We start from the raw sequence: 18,015 nt of genomic DNA, 5'->3' as shown, positions 1-18,015 counted from the left end.
CCGATAACTAGAGTATAATTATTAATTTCTGAAATGATGAGAGGATACCTCGATGAACAAAAAAGTATCACTATGCATGATTGTAAAGAATGAAGAGAACACACTTGCACGTTGCTTGGAAAGTGTTACCGGCAAGGTGGACGAAATTATTATTGTAGATACTGGGTCAGAAGATGCGTCTATAGAGATTGCAACTAGGTTTACTTCAAACATTCACCACTTTGAATGGACTGGCAGCTTTTCCGAGGCAAGAAACTATAGTATTCAACAAGCTACCTGTGATTATATTATTATCATGGATGCGGATGAATATCTGGATGAGAAATCTGATATTTATAAGGAAATTGTATCAGATGCGGATTATTACTTACTAAAAATTAAAAATTATATATCCTATGCACAAACCTTTACACATAAAGTCGTAAGGTTATTTAAGAATAATGATAAGCTTTATTTTGAGAATCATCTTCATGAACATATTAATGTATTGGATAAACGTTATTCTTTCGTTGGAGGAGATGCGGATCTGCTTCTTCACCATACGGGTTACAACAAAGAGACGATTGCAGATAAGGATAAGCTGCAAAGAAATCTTCCTATCATGATTAAGGCAGTTAATGAGAATCCTAATGGATACAATTTATTTAATATGGGGAGAACTTATGTAGCACTTGGTGAAACAGAGAAAGCTGTTAAACTGTTTCAACAAGCCTACCCTTTGAGTAAAAATAAAGCATTTTTTCCGGATTTGTTGTCCTTTCTTGCTTCGAATCTTGGGAAGTTGAATAAGCATGAAGATGGTTTAAGAATCATAGGGGATGCCCTTCAGCTATTTCCTTCAGACTCTGAAATGCGTTATGTACAAGGACAAATGCTCCTGGAGGCAGATTATAAGGAAGAAGCGATATTATCGTTCAAGAAGTGTCTCCTCCTTGGGGACCAAACAGAGGGAACGATGATAACTGAAGGTTCAGGAGGTTATAAAGCCCGGTTTATGCTGGCTGAAATATATGACAAACAAAGAAAAATAACTCAAAGCTATGAAGAGACCGTTCAGGTCCTACGAGAAAAGAAAACGTACTCTCCGGCTTTAAAAAAGTATTTTGAAATCGTAACGAAAGCAAATCTCCCTGTTGAGGAGGTCTATCACAATATAGAGTTCATATACAATGTTCAGAATATTAATGACCTAAGGCTGTTGCTGGATACCCTATACGTCTTGAGGCACCCGTTGCTTATTAAATATGTGGGGAAATTTAATATCGAACCACCGCCTCATATCATCGCGGTGTCTTTACAATATGATAAAAAATATGAGCAGGCACATGAACAATGGTCTGATATTACCGAATATCCAGTTGAAGTGGGAGAAGATCTGCTTTTGCTTTCTGTTATTCTTAAGGATCCTGCCCTCTTTCGAAAAGCGCGTACACTTTTGAATTTAAGCAACAGAGAGAGTGACGTGCTAATGAGTTTAGTCAACAGACAAGATAGTTCCAATGTTCGATTAACTACAGGTTTAGAAAAATTGATTATTGAAGTTTGCCGTCATCTTATCATACTGCAGGAATTTGAAATCTTTGAAAGTGTGTTAGGGCTCCTTTTGAAGGGAAGCGTAGAAACGAAGTACAACATATGTCTTTTACTCGCGGATTATAGTTTTGCAGAGGTAGCAATTGATCTTTTGATCAAGCTATATGACGAACAACCGAATAATATGAAGGTTATTACTTTACTTGGTGATCTTTGTTTTCAAAATAACTATCTCGAAGATGCTCATTTATTCTATTCCCAACTCATGGACTTAAATCCTGTCTATAGCACTTATGAGCGTTGTTACCAATGTTATAAGAAGCAAAATAATGTTAAAGGTATGAACGATATTAGAGATGATATCAAACGGAAATTTCCAATAGTAACATGGATGGCTGCAACCTAACATTCAACAGAGAATCGAGGAGACTTGCATGATCAAGGAGAAAATTGAAGAACTTATTCAAAGCGGTAACCTTGAAGAGGCAAAATGTATAATATCTGAAATAAAATCTGATGAATCAGTAGTTACAAAAGTTGAAATTTGTACTATGAGAGCAGCGATAGCCGTAGCTGAGGACAATTTAAAAGAGGCGGAAAATGAATTGTGGAAAGGACTGCTTATTGATTCGGAGTTCGTAGATGTTCTTTTTAACCTTGGATACGTTTATAAATTAAGCAATAATCTAATTCAATCCAACTACTTTTTTGCTAAAGCAAAAGAGGTGACACAAGACGTTGAATTAGTAAATGTGATAGAACAACTGGTCGATGATAATAAAAGGCTCTGTTCATTAACTGAACAGCCACTCGTTAGTATAGTAGTATTAGCATATAATAAATTAGAATATACCAAATTGTGTATAAAGAGTATATTGCAATATACACAAAATATTAATTATGAATTAATCGTGGTTAATAATGGTTCATCAGATGGAACTAAAGAATATCTTAATTCTATGCCCCAAGTTAAGCCGCTTCATTTAATTAAAAATGTAGGACCCACTAATGGATTTAATGAAGGATTGAAAGTGGCAGCAGGTAAATATACTGCCGGGGTATGTAATGATTTTATTCTTACACCGCGTTGGTTGGATAACCTATTGGTGTGTATAGAATCTGATGACAAAATAGGTTATGTATCTCCTGGTGCGAGCATGATCAGCAATATGCAGCAGATTAATGGTGATTACAATAATATTGAAGAGATGATTCAATTTGCAGATCAATATAACCACTCGGATCCCCGAAAATGGGAGGAACGTGTAAGACTTCTTCCTTGTGTATTAATGGTAAGAACAGAATTACTTAAACAAATAGGTTACTACGATCCGTTATTTTACTATGGAGAATTTGCTGATGATGATATCAGCTTCCGAATTCGAAGAGCGGGATACAAGTTGGTATATTGCAAGGATACATTCACATATCACTTTGGTTCTGTTACGGTTCGAGAAGATCAGATTAATAATAACTCATTAAATGTTAGTAGAGACATATTTATTCGAAAATATAATTTAGATTCGTGGTCGGATGCGATAATGAATCCTCTGCTTCTCAATGAGTTTTCGGTTAAATTGTCCATGTTGAATCCTGCAATTTTGGGGATAAATCCTAAGTGTGGAGGTAATCCTCTACAATTAAAAAACATGCTAAATTACAAAGGGATCCAAAATATAGAAATTACCAACTATTGCCTAGAAGATAAATATTTAGAGGATATAAAGACGGTTTCCGATTATTACTTTGAAGGAAATTTAGATGAAATAAGTACTCATCTGATTGGAAAGAGCTTTGATTATATTCTATTCGAATACGATGCTACCAAGTTGAAAAGCAATTATCATATATTCAAAACAATTACAGGTATGCTCAATCTAGGCGGTCAATTGGGAATGAGCCTAAGCTTTCCTGAATTTAATGAATTGGATTGTAATAAGATAATTAGCGCATTTACAAATCGGGGGTTATCCCTTACGTATAGCAATGTCTTAAAGAAAAAAGATTCTGCTGTAGATTTTGATATTATCGTTAGAAAGGATATATAGCAGATGAAAGCAGTAATATTGGCTGGTGGATTGGGAACCAGATTAAGCGAAGAGACAGTAGTGAAGCCAAAACCCATGGTTGAAATCGGTGGAGCTCCAATGCTCTGGCATATCATGAAGGTATATTCTAGCTACGGAATTAATGAATTTATAGTATGTTTAGGATACAAAGGTTATTTGATCAAGGAGTTTTTTGCCAATTACTATCTGCATACTTCGGATGTTACGTTTGATTTCAGATCAAATGAGATGGAAATTCATAAAAATAAATCAGAGTCTTGGAAGGTGACCTTAGTAGACACAGGAGAACACACATTAACTGGAGGAAGATTAAAGCGGGTACAACAATATATTGGGAATAGCCCTTTCTGTTTCACATATGGAGATGGGTTATCTGATATTAATATAACTGAGCTTATAGATTTTCATCAGCGGAGAGGGAAATTGGCGACTGTGACTGCAGTTCGTCCACCGGGCAGGTTCGGTGCATTTGAGTTTCATGATAATGAAATCATTGGATTTCAGGAGAAACCTATGGGAGATGGTAACTGGATTAATGGCGGATTTTTTGTTTTGGAGCCACAGATATTTGACTTAATAAGTGGTGACGATACTATTTGGGAAGAAGAACCAATGAAAAAATTAGCGAAATCAGGAGAACTGGCAGCCTTTATGCATGATGGATTCTGGCAACCGATGGATACATTAAGGGATAAGAACAAGTTGGAAGAGTTGTGGGATACAGGCTTTGCTCCCTGGAAGGTGTGGTAAGGAATGAACTTTTGGGAAAACAAGAAGGTGTTAGTCACAGGTCATACAGGGTTTAAGGGAAGTTGGCTAGCATTATGGCTGCAATATCTTGGGGCTGATGTTTATGGATACAGCAATACCCCTTCAGTAAGTGACCCAAATCTGTACAAGCTAGCAAGCGTGGCGGAAAATATGGATTCTGTTTATGGTGATATGTTGGATTATGAACAACTGCAATCCTTTATTCATAAGGTTCAACCGGAGTTTATATTTCATTTGGCAGCCCAACCTCTAGTGCGGGAATCATATCGTAAACCTATTGAAACCTTCTCGATTAATGTCATGGGAACTGCTCATTTGTTAGAGGTAGCCAGGCATACAGAATCTGTACGGGTTGTTATTAATGTTACTACAGATAAATGTTATGAGAATAACAATTCATTACAGGGATTTATTGAGAGTGATCCCGTTGGAGGAACAGATCCTTACAGTGCAAGTAAGGCATGTTCGGAGATCATTACTTCTGCCTACAAACGGTCATTTTACTCGAATGGCAGAAAACTATTGTCTTCTGCCAGAGCAGGCAATGTTATAGGCGGGGGAGATTGGGCTGCAGATCGGATTATTCCCGATATCATCCGCTCTATACTCCATAAACAAAAATTAAATATCAGATATCCTAGTGCCATACGGCCTTGGCAGCATGTGTTGGATTGTCTTAATGGATATTTGCTGCTGGCTCAAAATATGGGAGAATCCGGAGAAAAGTATGTCGGCTCCTGGAATTTTGGTCCTGGCGAAGCTTCAAATATATCTGTTGCCCAGCTTATTGAAGAATGTAATAAGCATCTGGATTATCCTGTAGATGTCCTTTATCCTTCCCTTACTCAGCCCTATGAAGCTTCAACTCTTGTGTTAAATAGTGAGAAGGCTTCACGTATGCTGAACTGGAGAATTGAACTGCCGATAAACCATTCTATTGAATGGACAATGGACTGGTACTTAAATTATATGAGTAAGGGTATTCAAGACTTGACGTTAAAACAAATTCGCGATTACGAAAAGATAAAAAGTGAAAAACATACCTTATGATAAGGAGATACAATGAATGTCTAAGGGAAGCTGTCGTTTTTGCGGTGAGGAACTAAGCACCATATTTGTAGATCTAGGGATTTCGCCTTTAGCTAACTCCTATGTGGAATCTGTAAGCCAGAAGGAGATTATGTATCCCTTAAGAACTTATGTCTGTGAGCATTGTTTCCTGGTTCAAGTAGAAGATTTCGAAACTCCAGAGCATATTTTTAGTGAGTATGCTTATTTTAGCAGTTATTCGGATAGTTGGTTAAACCATTGCCGTAATTATGTTGAACATATGATAGATAAATTCCAATATTCTAGTGACACGAATGTGGTGGAAATCGCCAGTAATGATGGCTACTTATTGCAGTACTTTAAGGAGAAGGGCATTTCTGTATTAGGGATCGAACCAGCAGCCAATGTTGCGAAATCTGCTATAGAAAAAGGGATTGATACTGTAGTTGATTTTTTTGGAACCCAATTAGCAAATGCCTTGAAGGAAAAGGGGAAGACAGCAGATCTCCTGCTAGGCAACAATGTACTTGCCCATGTACCTGACCTCAATGACTTTGTTAAGGGGATGAAGGTGCTACTTAACTCTCATGGGACTATTACTATGGAATTTCCTCATCTTCTCCAGCTTATGGAGCATAATCAATTTGATACGATTTATCATGAACATTTTTCATACTTCTCGTTTACAACAGTGTGTAATTTATTTGCACAGCACAAACTCTCTATTTATGATGTTGAAAAGTTGGAGACACATGGTGGCTCCATTCGGATATATGCAAAGCATTCAGAAAACAGAGAGCTTTCTATAAGCCAAGCTGTTCAAGCATTGCTGGAACAAGAAGCTTCATTAGGTATGAGGGAAATAGACACATACAAAAATTTCTCCGATAAGATAGTTGAAGTAAAGAGGAGAATTATGGGCCTTCTAATAGATCTTAAAAACAATGGAAATACAATTGTAGGGTACGGGGCACCTGCTAAAGGTAACACCTTAATTAACTATTGCGGTATTGATCGGGATTATTTGGATTATACAGTTGACCGCAGCTCCTATAAGCAAGGTACTTTCCTTCCAGGGTCTAGAATCCCGGTATATTCACCTGATGTGTTAAAACGGACAAAACCGGAATATGTGCTAATCCTTCCGTGGAATTTGAAAGAAGAGATCATGGAACAAACGACGTTTATACGTGAATGGGGAGGTAAATGGATAATTCCAGTACCCGAAATGACGGTGATATCGTGAAATTTACTGAGACTCCTCTAATAGGGGCGTATGTAATTAATATGGAGCCTCACTATGACGAAAGAGGTCATTTCGCCAGGGTCTTTTGTAAAGCAGAATTTTCACTTCATGGTTTAGCGAATGATTTTGTACAGTGTAATACCTCCTTTAATATTCACCGTGGTACACTGAGAGGAATGCACTTTCAATTAGAACCATTCGGGGAGACTAAATTAATTAGGTGTACTAGAGGTGCAGTATACGATGTTATTATCGATTTACGTAAGAATTCTTCTACATATCTCAAATGGTTTGCTGTTGAATTAGACGAAGCCAATGGTCGGATGCTTTATGTGCCTGAAGGTTTTGCACATGGATTCCAAACATTAGAGGATAAGTCAGAAGTGTATTATCAAATGTCTGAAACCTATCGTTCTGAATATAGTGCCGGAGTGCGGTGGGACGATGCTGCCTTTACAATTAAATGGCCTATAGATACCCCGATTATCAATGATAGGGATAATAATTATCCTAATTGGACGTTATAGGAGGGATTATATATGCTGATCATATCTGAACATGCCCAGGTTTCAAATTTAGCAGATATTGAGCCATCCTCACGTGGTACACGAATTGTAATCGAAAAAGGAGTAATGATTGACTCTTTTGTTAAAATTAAACCATCTGGTGGTTCTGGCGATATATTAATCGGAGAGAACAGCTACATAAATTCAGGCTGTGTTCTTTATTCAGGCAATGGTATTAGCATTGGAAAAGATGTCCTGATAGCGGCAAACTGTACCCTGGCACCTACAAATCATGAATATCGTTCTCGCCATATGACAATAAAAGAACAACGATTTATGGAAAGCAGAGGAGGAATTATAATAGAAGACGATGTATGGATTGGCGCTAATTGTGTTGTTTTGGACGGGGCTATTTTGCGTAAAGGCTGTGTTATTGGAGCTAACTCCTTGGTAGCGGGGGAAATAGAAGCTTACACCGTCAATTTAGGGAGTCCAACCAGGAAAGTAGGTATTAGGAGTTAATGAAAACAACCGTTATCGGTGCAGAAGGTTTTATTGGCAGACATATTATGAATAAACTTAGCCAGCTTCAAATGGAAGCTTATGGTCCTAGTCGTAAAGAGCAAAACCTATTCAATAATCACCTGGGACATGTTATTTATTGTGCAGGTGTCACTTCTGACTTTCGGGATCGCCCATTTGATACTATAAAGGCACACGTCAGCTTTCTTGCAGACTTACTAGAGAAGGCTAAGTACGAGTCCTTTCTATACGTATCATCTACAAGGCTCTATATAAATCAACCTCCAGGAGAGACGGCTGGGGAAGAAAGCGAAATCTTTGTTAATCCATTCCGTGAAGAAGATTTGTTTAATTTATCTAAGCTCACAGGAGAATCAATTTGTCTCACTATTAACAAACCTAATGTAAGGGTCTCGCGTGTATCAAATGTGTGCGGACCAGATTTTAATTCTAACAACTTTTTATATTCTATTATTAAAGATTCGATAGTTGAAGGTAAAATATTATTAAGAACTTCGTTAGAGTCAGAGAAGGATTATATTTCTATAAACGATGTCGTTGATTTACTTATTCAAATTGCTCATAACGGAGTTCATCGTATGTATAACGTTGCAAGCGGATTTAACCTTACAAATAAACAATGGGTAGATCGTATTTCTTCTTTTACGGGATGCAGGGTTGAGGTTGTTGATAATCCTCAAACTATAAAATTTTTGGAAATTGATAATAAACGTGTACGGACAGAATTTAATTATAAGCCGCAAAATCCTTTGGATTTGCTGGAAGAATTGATAAGAGATTACGCTAATGAAAAGAGGCGAATCCTATAAAACTCTCTCTTTCAATATATGATTTTAAAAAGTATATATCTGCCCAACTTAATCATTTCTTTCCGGACAATCAAACTATTGATTTTCAATCCGGGATTGAGAAAGTGGCAGTTGATATTGCATTGGAGCGGACTGATTACTGTTTCACAAACATAGCTCTTGAGTCATATAACAAGAACGGCTCTGCCTTTTTAAATCATCTTCACTCAGATCAGTACGCAGTTTTTCTGTGGTTCTTGTCAAATAGTGTATGGAATGAGAATGGGGATGCTGCCTTAGCCAATAAAATATTTTATCTTAACAAATCACTTCATGGCTTTAGCTGCATGTATGATACAAAGTTGCCTGATATTTTCCTGCTATTTCATACCGTAGGTACGGTATTAGGCAAAGCTCAATACAGCGATTATTTGATAGCATCGCAGGGCAGTACAGTTGGAGCGCAAAACGGTATTTATCCCAAACTGGGAAAAGGTGTTTCCTTGCTTCCGTACTCCTCCATTGTAGGGGAGTGTACCATTGGCGACCGGGTATCAGTAGGGATTGGCGCCTCGGTTTATAAACGGAATGTTGAGAATGGAATGATTGTCTTTAAAGATGAGGATGGGGCAATAGAGTATAAAGCTAAACAGAAATGCTGGGCCCAACAGTTCTTTATAAATGAAATATAGATGTATCCTTGCTTAGAAGCGTAAAAAGGGATGAAGAGATTAACAGCATCGACACCTTGTACTGTAAAAAATAGAGAGATAGGTTGAAAAAGCTAAATAACCTCAATCTTATACCGATATATAAACTAAATACAAGTTTCCGTGGAGGTTATGGGAATGGACGTTCAATTTTCTCTATCCGCAAAATCGGTAGAGCGGAGCATTAGTAATGTGAGAAATGAATCAACCTCAAACAAAGACGTTAGTAATAGGATAGCGCAAGCTACGAGTGCTTTGGAGCTGACTGCTATGGAAAAGCAGGGAATCAAGGTGCCCGTAGGAGAAGAGCAGCTGATCCGAACTATTGCTCGTGCAGTAAAAGCGCTAGAAGGGCCAACCACCTCTTTAGAGATAAGCATACATGAGAAAACTCATGCTCTGATGGTAAAGGTAATGAATAAAGAAACAGGCGAGTTAATAAGAGAGGTTCCACCAGAAAAAACGCTGGATCTTGTCGCAAAGATGATGGAAATAGCGGGCATTCTTATTGATGAAAAAGTGTAAGGAGGAATTATGAATGGTGATGAGAGTTAGCGGATTCTCTTCAGGATTAGATATCGACAGTGTAGTTAAAAAAATGATGGCAGCTAAGCGCGTACCACTGGATAAGCTGAATCAACAAAAGACATTAATGGAATGGCAGCGGGACAGTTACAGAGAATTTAATGCTAAATTAGTCGATCTAAAAATGAATAAACTTATTAAGTGGAATACTTCAACCCAAATGAACACTCAAAAAGCAGTTCTAGGAGGCAATACGACTGCTGTTCGGGCAGAGGCTAGCTCGGCATCTAATGGGGTGGATATGTCGGTTAAGGTGACACAGCTTGCAACTAAATCCTCATTAGAATCGGCCACAAAACTTACTATTGATACCTCGAAGAGTCCCGATGAAAGTAAAGTTACACTCAACACCAAGTTGATTAATCTGAGTGGAGCGACATCACCACTATCATTTGTTGTAGATGGTGGAGAAAGTATTACTTTTACTGAGGATGATACTATTTCAACAGCTATGGCTAGAATAAATAGTGGCTCAGGAGTTATCAAAGCCACCTTTGATGAAGTGAGTGGTAAGTTATCGATTACATCCAATAAGTTTGGAACAGATAACTTGATTGAAAGTCAAAAGGTCAGTGGTTCACTCCTTACTCTGTTAAAGATGGATTATAGTGATACAAGCGCATCGTTTTTTAAGGCCCAAGAAGCAAAGGTCGAAATTACAAGCAGTAAGTCTGCTACTGCTGAGGTTTATACCAGTACTTCAAATTCTCTAACTGTCAATGGTGTTACGCTTACTTTTCTTGCTAAAAGCGACACTACGGGCGGAGTTACCACGATTAAGACTCAGGCTGATGCTGATAAATCTGTTGAGACAATTAAAGCTTTTGTAGAAACGTATAATGAACTTATCAACACAATGGCTACAACTATAGGGGAAGAAAAGTACAGAAGTTTCACTCCTCTGACGGATGAACAAAAGGAAGCAATGAGCGAGAAGGAAATAGAATTGTGGGAGAAGAAAGCGAAAAGTGGTTTGCTCAAAGGAGATGTTATTCTTCAAACTGCAATTTCAGATATGCGTACAGCAATAACTAGTAAACTTGGTGCTCTTAGTGAGATGGGAATTACTACTGGGCAATATTATGAAAATGGGAAGCTTTATCTGAATGAGGATAAACTTAAACAGGCTATCCTGGATAATCCACAAAAAGTAAGCGATACATTCCGTGGTTCTGCGCTTGAGGTGAACGGAGGAATCTTTGGGGGACTATCTACTGCAGCAGACAAAGCTTTAGATAAAATCGTGTTAAAAGCGGGTACATCAAAATTCTCAACTGACCTTAATTTTGCCTACAAAACGGAAAGTGTTATGGGACGGATGCTAAAGGATTATAACTCACGTATTAATTCATTGCAGGATCGTCTTAGCGATTTAGAAACTAGATATTATAAACAGTTTACAGCTATGGAAACTGCGATGAATAAATATAATTCTCAGTCTTCAAGTTTAAGTAGTTTATTCTCTAATTAATTTGAACTGAAAGGTGACATAAATGATAAATTCTCCTTATGAAAAATACCGTCAATCATCGGTTAACACATCGACCCCAGCGCAGTTGCTTATAATGTTGTTTGATGGAGCAATCCGATTTGTCAGGGCTGGTATCGAGGGGATTGATTCGGTGAATCATCAGAAGGCAAACTTCAATCTAGGCAAAGCTCAACTGATTATCAGTGAATTGATGTCGACTTTGAATCCTTCTTACGAGATATCCAACAGTTTGCTCTCTCTTTATGAATATATTAATTACTTGCTTATCCAAGCGAATGTAAAGAAGGAGAAATCGCATGCAGAAGAGGCCTTGGGGTATTTAACTGAGTTTCGCTTAACTTGGATGGAAGCCTCTAAGATGCCGGTAAATAACAACACGTATGGATAAACAAGTCGCTATATTGGTTGATATTACATTGAATATCACTAATCGATTAAATACTTGCTCTTTCGAGGAATTAGAGGAATTTGTTGAGAAACGTCAGGTTTTGATTGACTCCATTCGAGAAAAATTTAGTGGACAGTCTGCTCTCTCTATTGAGGAAGAGAGTCATCTGAAGGCAGTCCTAAGACGAGATCCTGAAATAATTGAAAGAATGCAGCAACTCAAAGGCGAGGCTGCCAATTGGCTTCAACATAGAGAATTAGCTAAAATCCAACGCAGCGCCTACGAGACCGCCTACACCCCGGACAGCTTCCTGATGGACCGTAAAAAATAAAGATAGAATAATAGATTTTCTCCTGTTTCAATAGGGGAGCAGACGGGTATTTACAAGCGTCTGCTCCTTTTTTTGTAACTTATATTACCGAATTCTATCCATTTCTGATGCCGATTGTACCCTGGTAAATTATTGAAAGTAATCATTTACTATTCCAATTGACAATAGAGAAGCTGCGGTGGTATAGTCGAATTGTGAGCAAGACTCACGTTCATCTGATGACGAAGGGAATGTTTAGTCAATGGAAGGTAAAGTTAAATGGTTTAACGCAGAAAAAGGTTATGGTTTTATCGAAACTTCCGATGGTGGCGACGTATTCGTACACTTTTCCGCGATTCAAACTGACGGTTTCAAGACTTTGGATGAAGGCCAATCCGTAGAGTTCGATATCGTTGAAGGCGCACGCGGACCACAAGCAGCTAACGTCATCAAATTATAATCATCCGGCGAAGCCGACCTACATATATGGTAGATGGTTAGCAATTGAGACAACGCTAGCGTTAGACCCAGGGGATCTCCCTTGGGTCTTTTTTATGCAGTGAATGAAGTTGCTTTTGTCTAATGATGTGACTTTGTCTGTTGTGGATAAACTGTGCATAAAGCTGGGGATAAGAGTTCGAGAGGTGTTCTTTGTAAGGAGGGACCGTATGACTCTGTTCTTACATTCTTCTTATAAATATTCTCAATTTCGAGTAAATGGCCTACATTTCGAGATGAAAAGAGTCCTAAATTGGACACTTTGTAAAAATTAGTTACGGAAAAATGTTAACATCCTCCAAAATATGGGTAATAGAAACCGTTGGGCTTTTTTGTTGCCTAGTCTGCACTCTCATTATTGCTTAGGCGTATGCTTCCGAAAGATCTTTTGGTAAGAAGTCATGCAGTGAAGCCTATGCCCATCAAACTCACAGGAGGATGAACAAAAGAATGAAGAAATTGTGGCGTGGCCTTACGGCCGGAGTACTTGGTATTTCAATGCTGCTTGGATCACTGGGAAGTGTGTCCGCAGCGCCTGCACCTAAGGATATTCAAGGACACTGGGCGCAGAAGCAACTGCAGAGCTGGCTGGATAAAGGATACCTGGGTGGTTATCCTGACGGAACGGTTAAGCCGAATAAGGCAATTACCCGTGGTGAATATGTGGCACTGATTAATCGTCTGTTCGGGTTCACCGAAGCAGCTACTCTTAACTTCACGGATGTGAAGAAATCCAATTGGGTCTACAGTGAAGTGGCTAAAGCTGTGAAGGCCGGTTATATTGGCGGGTATGAGAATAATACCTTCCGGGCCAACAACCCGCTCACCCGGCAGGAAGCAGCAGTTATTGCTGCCAAGCTGCTTAAGCTGAGTACAAGCTCTACTCCGCTTAAGTTCAAGGATAATGCTCAGATCGCAGCTTGGGCCAAGGTGGCCGTAGCCTCAGCGGCTGAGAAGAAGATCATTAACGGTTATCCTGACGGAACCTTCGGTCCGAAGAAATCCCTTACCCGTGCCGAAGCGGTGGGAATTATAAGCAACTCAGTTGTGCATAAGCCGGCTACAGGCGGAGTAACGCCTACACCAGCACCGACAGCAACACCGGCTCCATCTGCAACACCTGTGCCAAGCACCAGCCCAACAGCTACTCCAGCTCCTGGCGGCGGTAGTGGTGGCGGCACTGGCGGAGGCGGCGGTGGAGGCGGTAGCGTTACCTTGCCGTCTGTAAGCAACGTGACTTACGGCCATGTAGGTTCTGTTACCGCTGATGTATATGTTACGCCTTCTGTTACAGGAGCCGTGTATTATGTAGTTGCTCCATACAGCATGAACGTAACCGCACCAACTGCAGCACAAGTGAAAGACGGACTGATTAATGCTACAACAGCAGGCGTTCATTTCGGCCAAGTTGCGGCTACAGGCGGCACATCCGTTGCTTTCTCGGTGTATGGTCTGACTGCAAATACGGATTATACCGTTTACGTTGCCCTGGCTGACGCTTCTGGTAACTGGTCCGGCGTAACGCCGCTTCAAGTGAAAACAGCACCAGGCAGCACATGGTCGGTCGCTCAGGTAGGGATCACCAATGTAACAACAGTGTCTGCGGATGTATATGCTGCTTACGGGCAGACGGGTACACCGGTAACCCCTCTGAAATATGTGGTGGTTAAGGCAACAGATGCTGATCCAACGGCAATGCAGATTGCTAACGCACAGAACAGTGCGGGTGCTACATTAACAGCGCCTTGGGCTGGTACTCTTACAGGTAATCCAGTTGTGAAACACAGCATTAACCTGACTGGACTCACTGCCAATACAGCGTATAAAGTCTTCTTTATCACTGATTCTAATGGCACCTTGTCACCTGTAGAGCTTCTGCGTATTCACACGAAATAAGTAATCTTGATGAATGGAATCATTCATAATCCAGGCTTCAGCGTGAAATAATACAGCAATCAGTATTCGGTCCGGCGAGGGCGGCTTTATGCTCGAGCCGGGCCGTTTGTTGTTACGGCAGGTCTGTTACATCTATTGTTAGGTGAATGTAAAGTCTGTCATGATTTGTTTTTTACTTAGCCCTGACAATTTGCTATAATGGAAAAGTAAACAAAGGAGGAGTGCCTTATGAAATTCAGCATTCGAGGTCAACAAATTGAAGTGACCGACGCTTTGAGAGACTATGTTGATAAGAAGCTCAGCAGACTTGAGAAGTATTTCGAAGCACCCCCTACCTCTGAAGGATATGTGACGCTTGGCGTCGTTCGCGGCCTTCATACGGTGGAAGTGACAATTCCTCTAGCTGGTGTGACGCTTCGTGCGGAAGACCGCAGCGATGATATGTATGCATCCATCGATGCCGTAGTGGACAAGCTGGAACGTCAGATCCGCAAGCACAAGACTAAGCTTAATCGCAAGTTCCGTCAGGAAGGCAGCCTGAAGACCTTGTTCGTTGAAGGTTCGGGCAGCGCCGTTGCTGTTGAAGAGCAGGAACAGGATTATGATGATCTTGAGGTTGTGCGGAACAAACGGTTCACCTTGAAGCCTATGGATGTGGAAGAAGCGATTCTGCAAATGAACATGATTGGACATACGTTCTTCGTGTTCTCCAACATTGACACTTCCGAAGTGAGCGTAGTTTACAAACGCGATGACGGCAAGTACGGTCTGATCGAGCAGAACTAACCTCTGGACCGGGAATTGTTGGAATAAGCAAGGGCTTCGGTTCAGCCTAACGTGGACAATTAGACGAGTCCCTATTCGCCTGAAGCGAATAGGGCTCTTGTGCGTATATATAGAAGTTTCATTAAAATGCCATCTTCTGTCCTCTTGTAAGGGGATTATACAGAATAAGGTTAGGGCGGCTTGTATTGCGGCTTCTCTTACAAACTGTTACAATTTATGAAGCAGCGGAATCGAAATCATATATGGCCCTTTCAATCTATGAGGATGGGCTCGGTTCCACCATCTGTGTTGCATGAAAGGGGTTAACCATGCTAGGACTTGTTAAGAAAATATTTGGCGACACTAATGAACGGGATGTCAAACGTCTCATGAAGACGGTCGAAGTAATTAATGGGCTGGAGCCGGATTTCGTATCGCTTACGGATGAAGAGCTGCAGGCGAAGACAGCGGAATTCCGCGCCCGTATTGAGAAAGGTGAGACCCTGGAAGAGATTCTTCCTGAGGCCTTTGCTACCGTACGCGAAGCTTCCAAACGGACGCTGGGCATGCGGCATTTTGACGTTCAGCTGGTTGGGGGTATGGCGCTGCATGAAGGCCGGATCTCCGAGATGAAGACCGGGGAAGGCAAGACACTGGTTGGAACGCTGCCGGTGTATTTGAATGCGCTGCTGGGTAAAGGCGTGCATGTCGTCACCGTAAATGATTATCTGGCTCAGCGCGACAGTGCGCAAATGGGACAAATCTATAACTTTCTGGGCATGAGCGTTGGGGTGAACCTGAACGGCATGGACCATAATGATAAGCAAGCGGCATATGCCTGCGATATTACGTACGGCACGAATAATGAATTCGGGTTCGACTATCTGCGCGACAACATGGTGCTCTATAAGGAACAGATGGTACAGCGCCCGCTCTACTTCTGTATTATTGACGAAGTCGATTCCATCCTTATTGATGAAGCGCGGACCCCTCTGATCATCTCTGGCCAGGCTGAGAAATCGACGGAGCTGTATTATGCAGCAGACCGTTTCGTGAAGAAGCTCACTGCCGAAGAGGATTACACCGTGGATATCAAGGTGAAGTCTGTAGCGCTCACTGAGAAGGGCGTGGCTACGGCTGAGCGTGCTTTTGGGATAGAGAATCTGTATGACCATAGCCATGTTACCTTGAACCATCATATTGTACAGGCCTTGAAGGCGAACGCTATTATGCGCCGGGATGTCGATTATGTGGTGAATGAAGACGAGGTTATGATCGTCGATGAGTTCACCGGCCGTCTGATGCAGGGACGCCGTTACAGCGACGGGCTGCACCAGGCGATTGAAGCGAAGGAAGAGATTGAAGTCCAGAATGAGAGTATGACGCTGGCTACCATCACCTTCCAGAACTACTTCCGGATGTACCGCAAGCTAGGCGGCATGACGGGTACTGCGAAGACGGAAGAAGAGGAATTCAAGAAGATCTATGGTCTTGAGGTTCTTCAGGTTCCTACGAATAAGCCCAATCAGCGTATTGATATGCCGGATGTGGTCTACAAAAGTGAAAACGGCAAGTTCAACGCTGTTGTCGCTGAAATTGTGGAACGCCACAAGAAGAATCAGCCGGTGCTGGTAGGTACGGTATCGATTGAGAACTCTGAACGCGTATCTGAAATGCTGAAGCGTAAGGGTGTAAGACACCAGGTGCTGAATGCGAAGCATCATGCTGCTGAAGCCGAAATTATCTCTTATGCCGGTCAGCCGGGAACCGTAACGATTGCCACGAACATGGCTGGACGCGGTACGGATATCGTACTGGGCGAAGGGGTAACCGATGTTGGCGGCCTGCATATTATTGGTACAGAACGCCATGAATCACGCCGGATTGATAACCAGCTTCGCGGCCGTGCCGGACGCCAGGGCGACCCGGGTTCGACACAGTTCTATCTGTCCCTAGGTGATGAGCTGATGAAGCGCTTCGGTGCGGACAATGTGCTGAACATGATGGACCGTCTTGGATTCGAGGAAGATCAGCCGATTGAGAGCCGTATGATTACCAAGGCTGTTGAATCTGCCCAGAAGCGGGTAGAAGGCAATAACTTCGACATCCGCAAAGTCGTATTGCAATACGATGACGTCATGAACCAGCAGCGTGAGATTATCTACAAGCAGCGCCGCGAAATTCTGGAGTCGGACAATATCAAAGACATCGTAGTGGAAATGATCAAGCCGGTTATCGACCGTATTGTAAATGCCCACTGCAGTGACGATATCCCGGAGAACTGGGAGCTGCAAGAGGTTGCGGATTATGTGAACAGCAAGCTTTTGGAAGAAAATGAGCTGACCCGTGATGATCTGTGGGGCAAAGAAGTAGATGAAATGATCGAATTCATCTTCGCCCGTGTACTTGAGAAGTATTCTGCACGTGAAGAGCGTCTTGGCTCTGAGCTGGTACGTGAATTTGAGAAGGTTATTGTGCTTCGCTCCGTAGACAGCAAATGGATGGATCATATCGACGCCATGGATCAGCTTCGTCAGGGGATTCACCTCCGTGCTTACGGCGGTACCGATCCGCTGCGCGAATACCAATTCGAGGGATTCGAGATGTTCAACGCCATGACAGCGAACATTCAGGAGGAAGTGGCGACCTACATTATGAAGGCGCACATCGAGACGAATCAGGAGCGCCAATCGGTAGTGGAGGAAGACAAGATCTCCACCAACGCAGAGCCTGCTGAGAAGCGTCCGGTGCATGTGGAATCTACAGTTGGCCGTAACGATCCATGCCCATGCGGCAGCGGCAAGAAGTATAAGAACTGCCACGGTCAGGCGTAAGATAAACAGAATTACGGCCGAATCTGAGAGG

Annotated in this window: 17 protein-coding genes; all 17 read left to right on the top strand. The window is 41.4% G+C overall.

Going from position 1 to position 18,015, the window contains the following annotated elements; genetic code table 11:
• Window positions 1-52 precede the first annotated feature (52 nt).
• The 17 genes from MKY12_RS29075 (at window position 53) to secA (ending at window position 17,984) form a co-directional block, all read left to right on the top strand.
• Entirely contained in the window at window positions 53-1,939 is a 1,887-nt protein-coding gene (locus MKY12_RS29075) for a glycosyltransferase (protein WP_339251820.1), read from the top strand.
• Window positions 1,940-1,967: 28 nt separating this feature from the next.
• Entirely contained in the window at window positions 1,968-3,581 is a 1,614-nt protein-coding gene (locus tag MKY12_RS29070) for a glycosyltransferase (RefSeq protein WP_339251818.1), read from the top strand.
• A gap of 3 nt (window positions 3,582-3,584) precedes the next feature.
• Window positions 3,585-4,352, top strand: coding sequence for a glucose-1-phosphate cytidylyltransferase (rfbF, locus tag MKY12_RS29065; RefSeq protein WP_339251816.1), 768 nt, complete (start codon window positions 3,585-3,587; stop codon window positions 4,350-4,352).
• Window positions 4,353-4,355: 3 nt separating this feature from the next.
• Window positions 4,356-5,423 (top strand): CDP-glucose 4,6-dehydratase, encoded by a 1,068-nt coding sequence (rfbG, locus tag MKY12_RS29060; protein WP_339251814.1) that lies wholly within the window; start codon window positions 4,356-4,358, stop codon window positions 5,421-5,423.
• A 16-nt stretch (window positions 5,424-5,439) separates the two neighbouring features.
• A complete protein-coding gene (locus MKY12_RS29055) occupies window positions 5,440-6,669 on the top strand; it encodes a class I SAM-dependent methyltransferase (protein ID WP_339251812.1) in 1,230 nt (409 codons plus the stop codon).
• Window positions 6,666-7,196, top strand: a complete 531-nt coding sequence (gene rfbC, locus MKY12_RS29050) for a dTDP-4-dehydrorhamnose 3,5-epimerase (protein ID WP_339251810.1) — start codon at window positions 6,666-6,668, stop codon at window positions 7,194-7,196. Before MKY12_RS29055 ends, rfbC begins: the two co-directional genes overlap by 4 nt.
• Before the next feature lie 12 nt (window positions 7,197-7,208).
• Window positions 7,209-7,697, top strand: a complete 489-nt coding sequence (locus MKY12_RS29045) for an acyltransferase (RefSeq protein WP_339251808.1) — start codon at window positions 7,209-7,211, stop codon at window positions 7,695-7,697.
• Complete coding sequence (locus MKY12_RS29040) at window positions 7,697-8,527, top strand: NAD(P)-dependent oxidoreductase (protein ID WP_339251806.1); 831 nt, start codon at window positions 7,697-7,699, stop codon at window positions 8,525-8,527. The genes MKY12_RS29045 and MKY12_RS29040 overlap by 1 nt, the downstream gene beginning before the upstream one ends.
• Window positions 8,528-8,631: 104 nt before the next feature.
• On the top strand, window positions 8,632-9,198 hold the full coding sequence (locus MKY12_RS29035; RefSeq protein ID WP_339251804.1) for a hypothetical protein: 567 nt from the start codon (window positions 8,632-8,634) through the stop codon (window positions 9,196-9,198).
• A gap of 156 nt (window positions 9,199-9,354) precedes the next feature.
• Complete coding sequence (locus MKY12_RS29030; RefSeq protein ID WP_339251802.1) at window positions 9,355-9,741, top strand: flagellar protein FlaG; 387 nt, start codon at window positions 9,355-9,357, stop codon at window positions 9,739-9,741.
• A 13-nt stretch (window positions 9,742-9,754) separates the two neighbouring features.
• Window positions 9,755-11,272: a flagellar filament capping protein FliD gene (gene fliD, locus MKY12_RS29025; RefSeq protein WP_339251800.1), complete on the top strand. Its 1,518-nt coding sequence runs from the start codon at window positions 9,755-9,757 to the stop codon at window positions 11,270-11,272.
• A 22-nt stretch (window positions 11,273-11,294) separates the two neighbouring features.
• A complete protein-coding gene (gene fliS / locus MKY12_RS29020; protein WP_339311851.1) occupies window positions 11,295-11,681 on the top strand; it encodes a flagellar export chaperone FliS in 387 nt (128 codons plus the stop codon).
• Window positions 11,674-12,012: a hypothetical protein gene (locus tag MKY12_RS29015; RefSeq protein WP_339251796.1), complete on the top strand. Its 339-nt coding sequence runs from the start codon at window positions 11,674-11,676 to the stop codon at window positions 12,010-12,012. The genes fliS and MKY12_RS29015 overlap by 8 nt, the downstream gene beginning before the upstream one ends.
• 241 nt (window positions 12,013-12,253) lie before the next feature.
• On the top strand, window positions 12,254-12,451 hold the full coding sequence (locus tag MKY12_RS29010) for a cold shock domain-containing protein (protein WP_036721237.1): 198 nt from the start codon (window positions 12,254-12,256) through the stop codon (window positions 12,449-12,451).
• A gap of 488 nt (window positions 12,452-12,939) precedes the next feature.
• Complete coding sequence (locus tag MKY12_RS29005) at window positions 12,940-14,385, top strand: S-layer homology domain-containing protein (RefSeq protein ID WP_339251794.1); 1,446 nt, start codon at window positions 12,940-12,942, stop codon at window positions 14,383-14,385.
• Between the two features lie 228 nt (window positions 14,386-14,613).
• A complete protein-coding gene (raiA, locus tag MKY12_RS29000) occupies window positions 14,614-15,171 on the top strand; it encodes a ribosome-associated translation inhibitor RaiA (protein ID WP_036721235.1) in 558 nt (185 codons plus the stop codon).
• Between the two features lie 308 nt (window positions 15,172-15,479).
• Window positions 15,480-17,984: a preprotein translocase subunit SecA gene (gene secA / locus MKY12_RS28995; protein WP_036721232.1), complete on the top strand. Its 2,505-nt coding sequence runs from the start codon at window positions 15,480-15,482 to the stop codon at window positions 17,982-17,984.
• The last annotated feature ends 31 nt before the right edge of the window (window positions 17,985-18,015 follow it).

It is taken from the genome of Paenibacillus sp. FSL M7-0896 (genome assembly GCF_037975415.1).
Taxonomy (GTDB): Bacteria; Bacillota; Bacilli; order Paenibacillales; family Paenibacillaceae; genus Paenibacillus_AQ; species Paenibacillus_AQ silagei.
The sequence above is the reverse complement of the archived record's forward strand: the minus strand, read 5'-3'. Positions and strand labels throughout refer to the sequence as shown.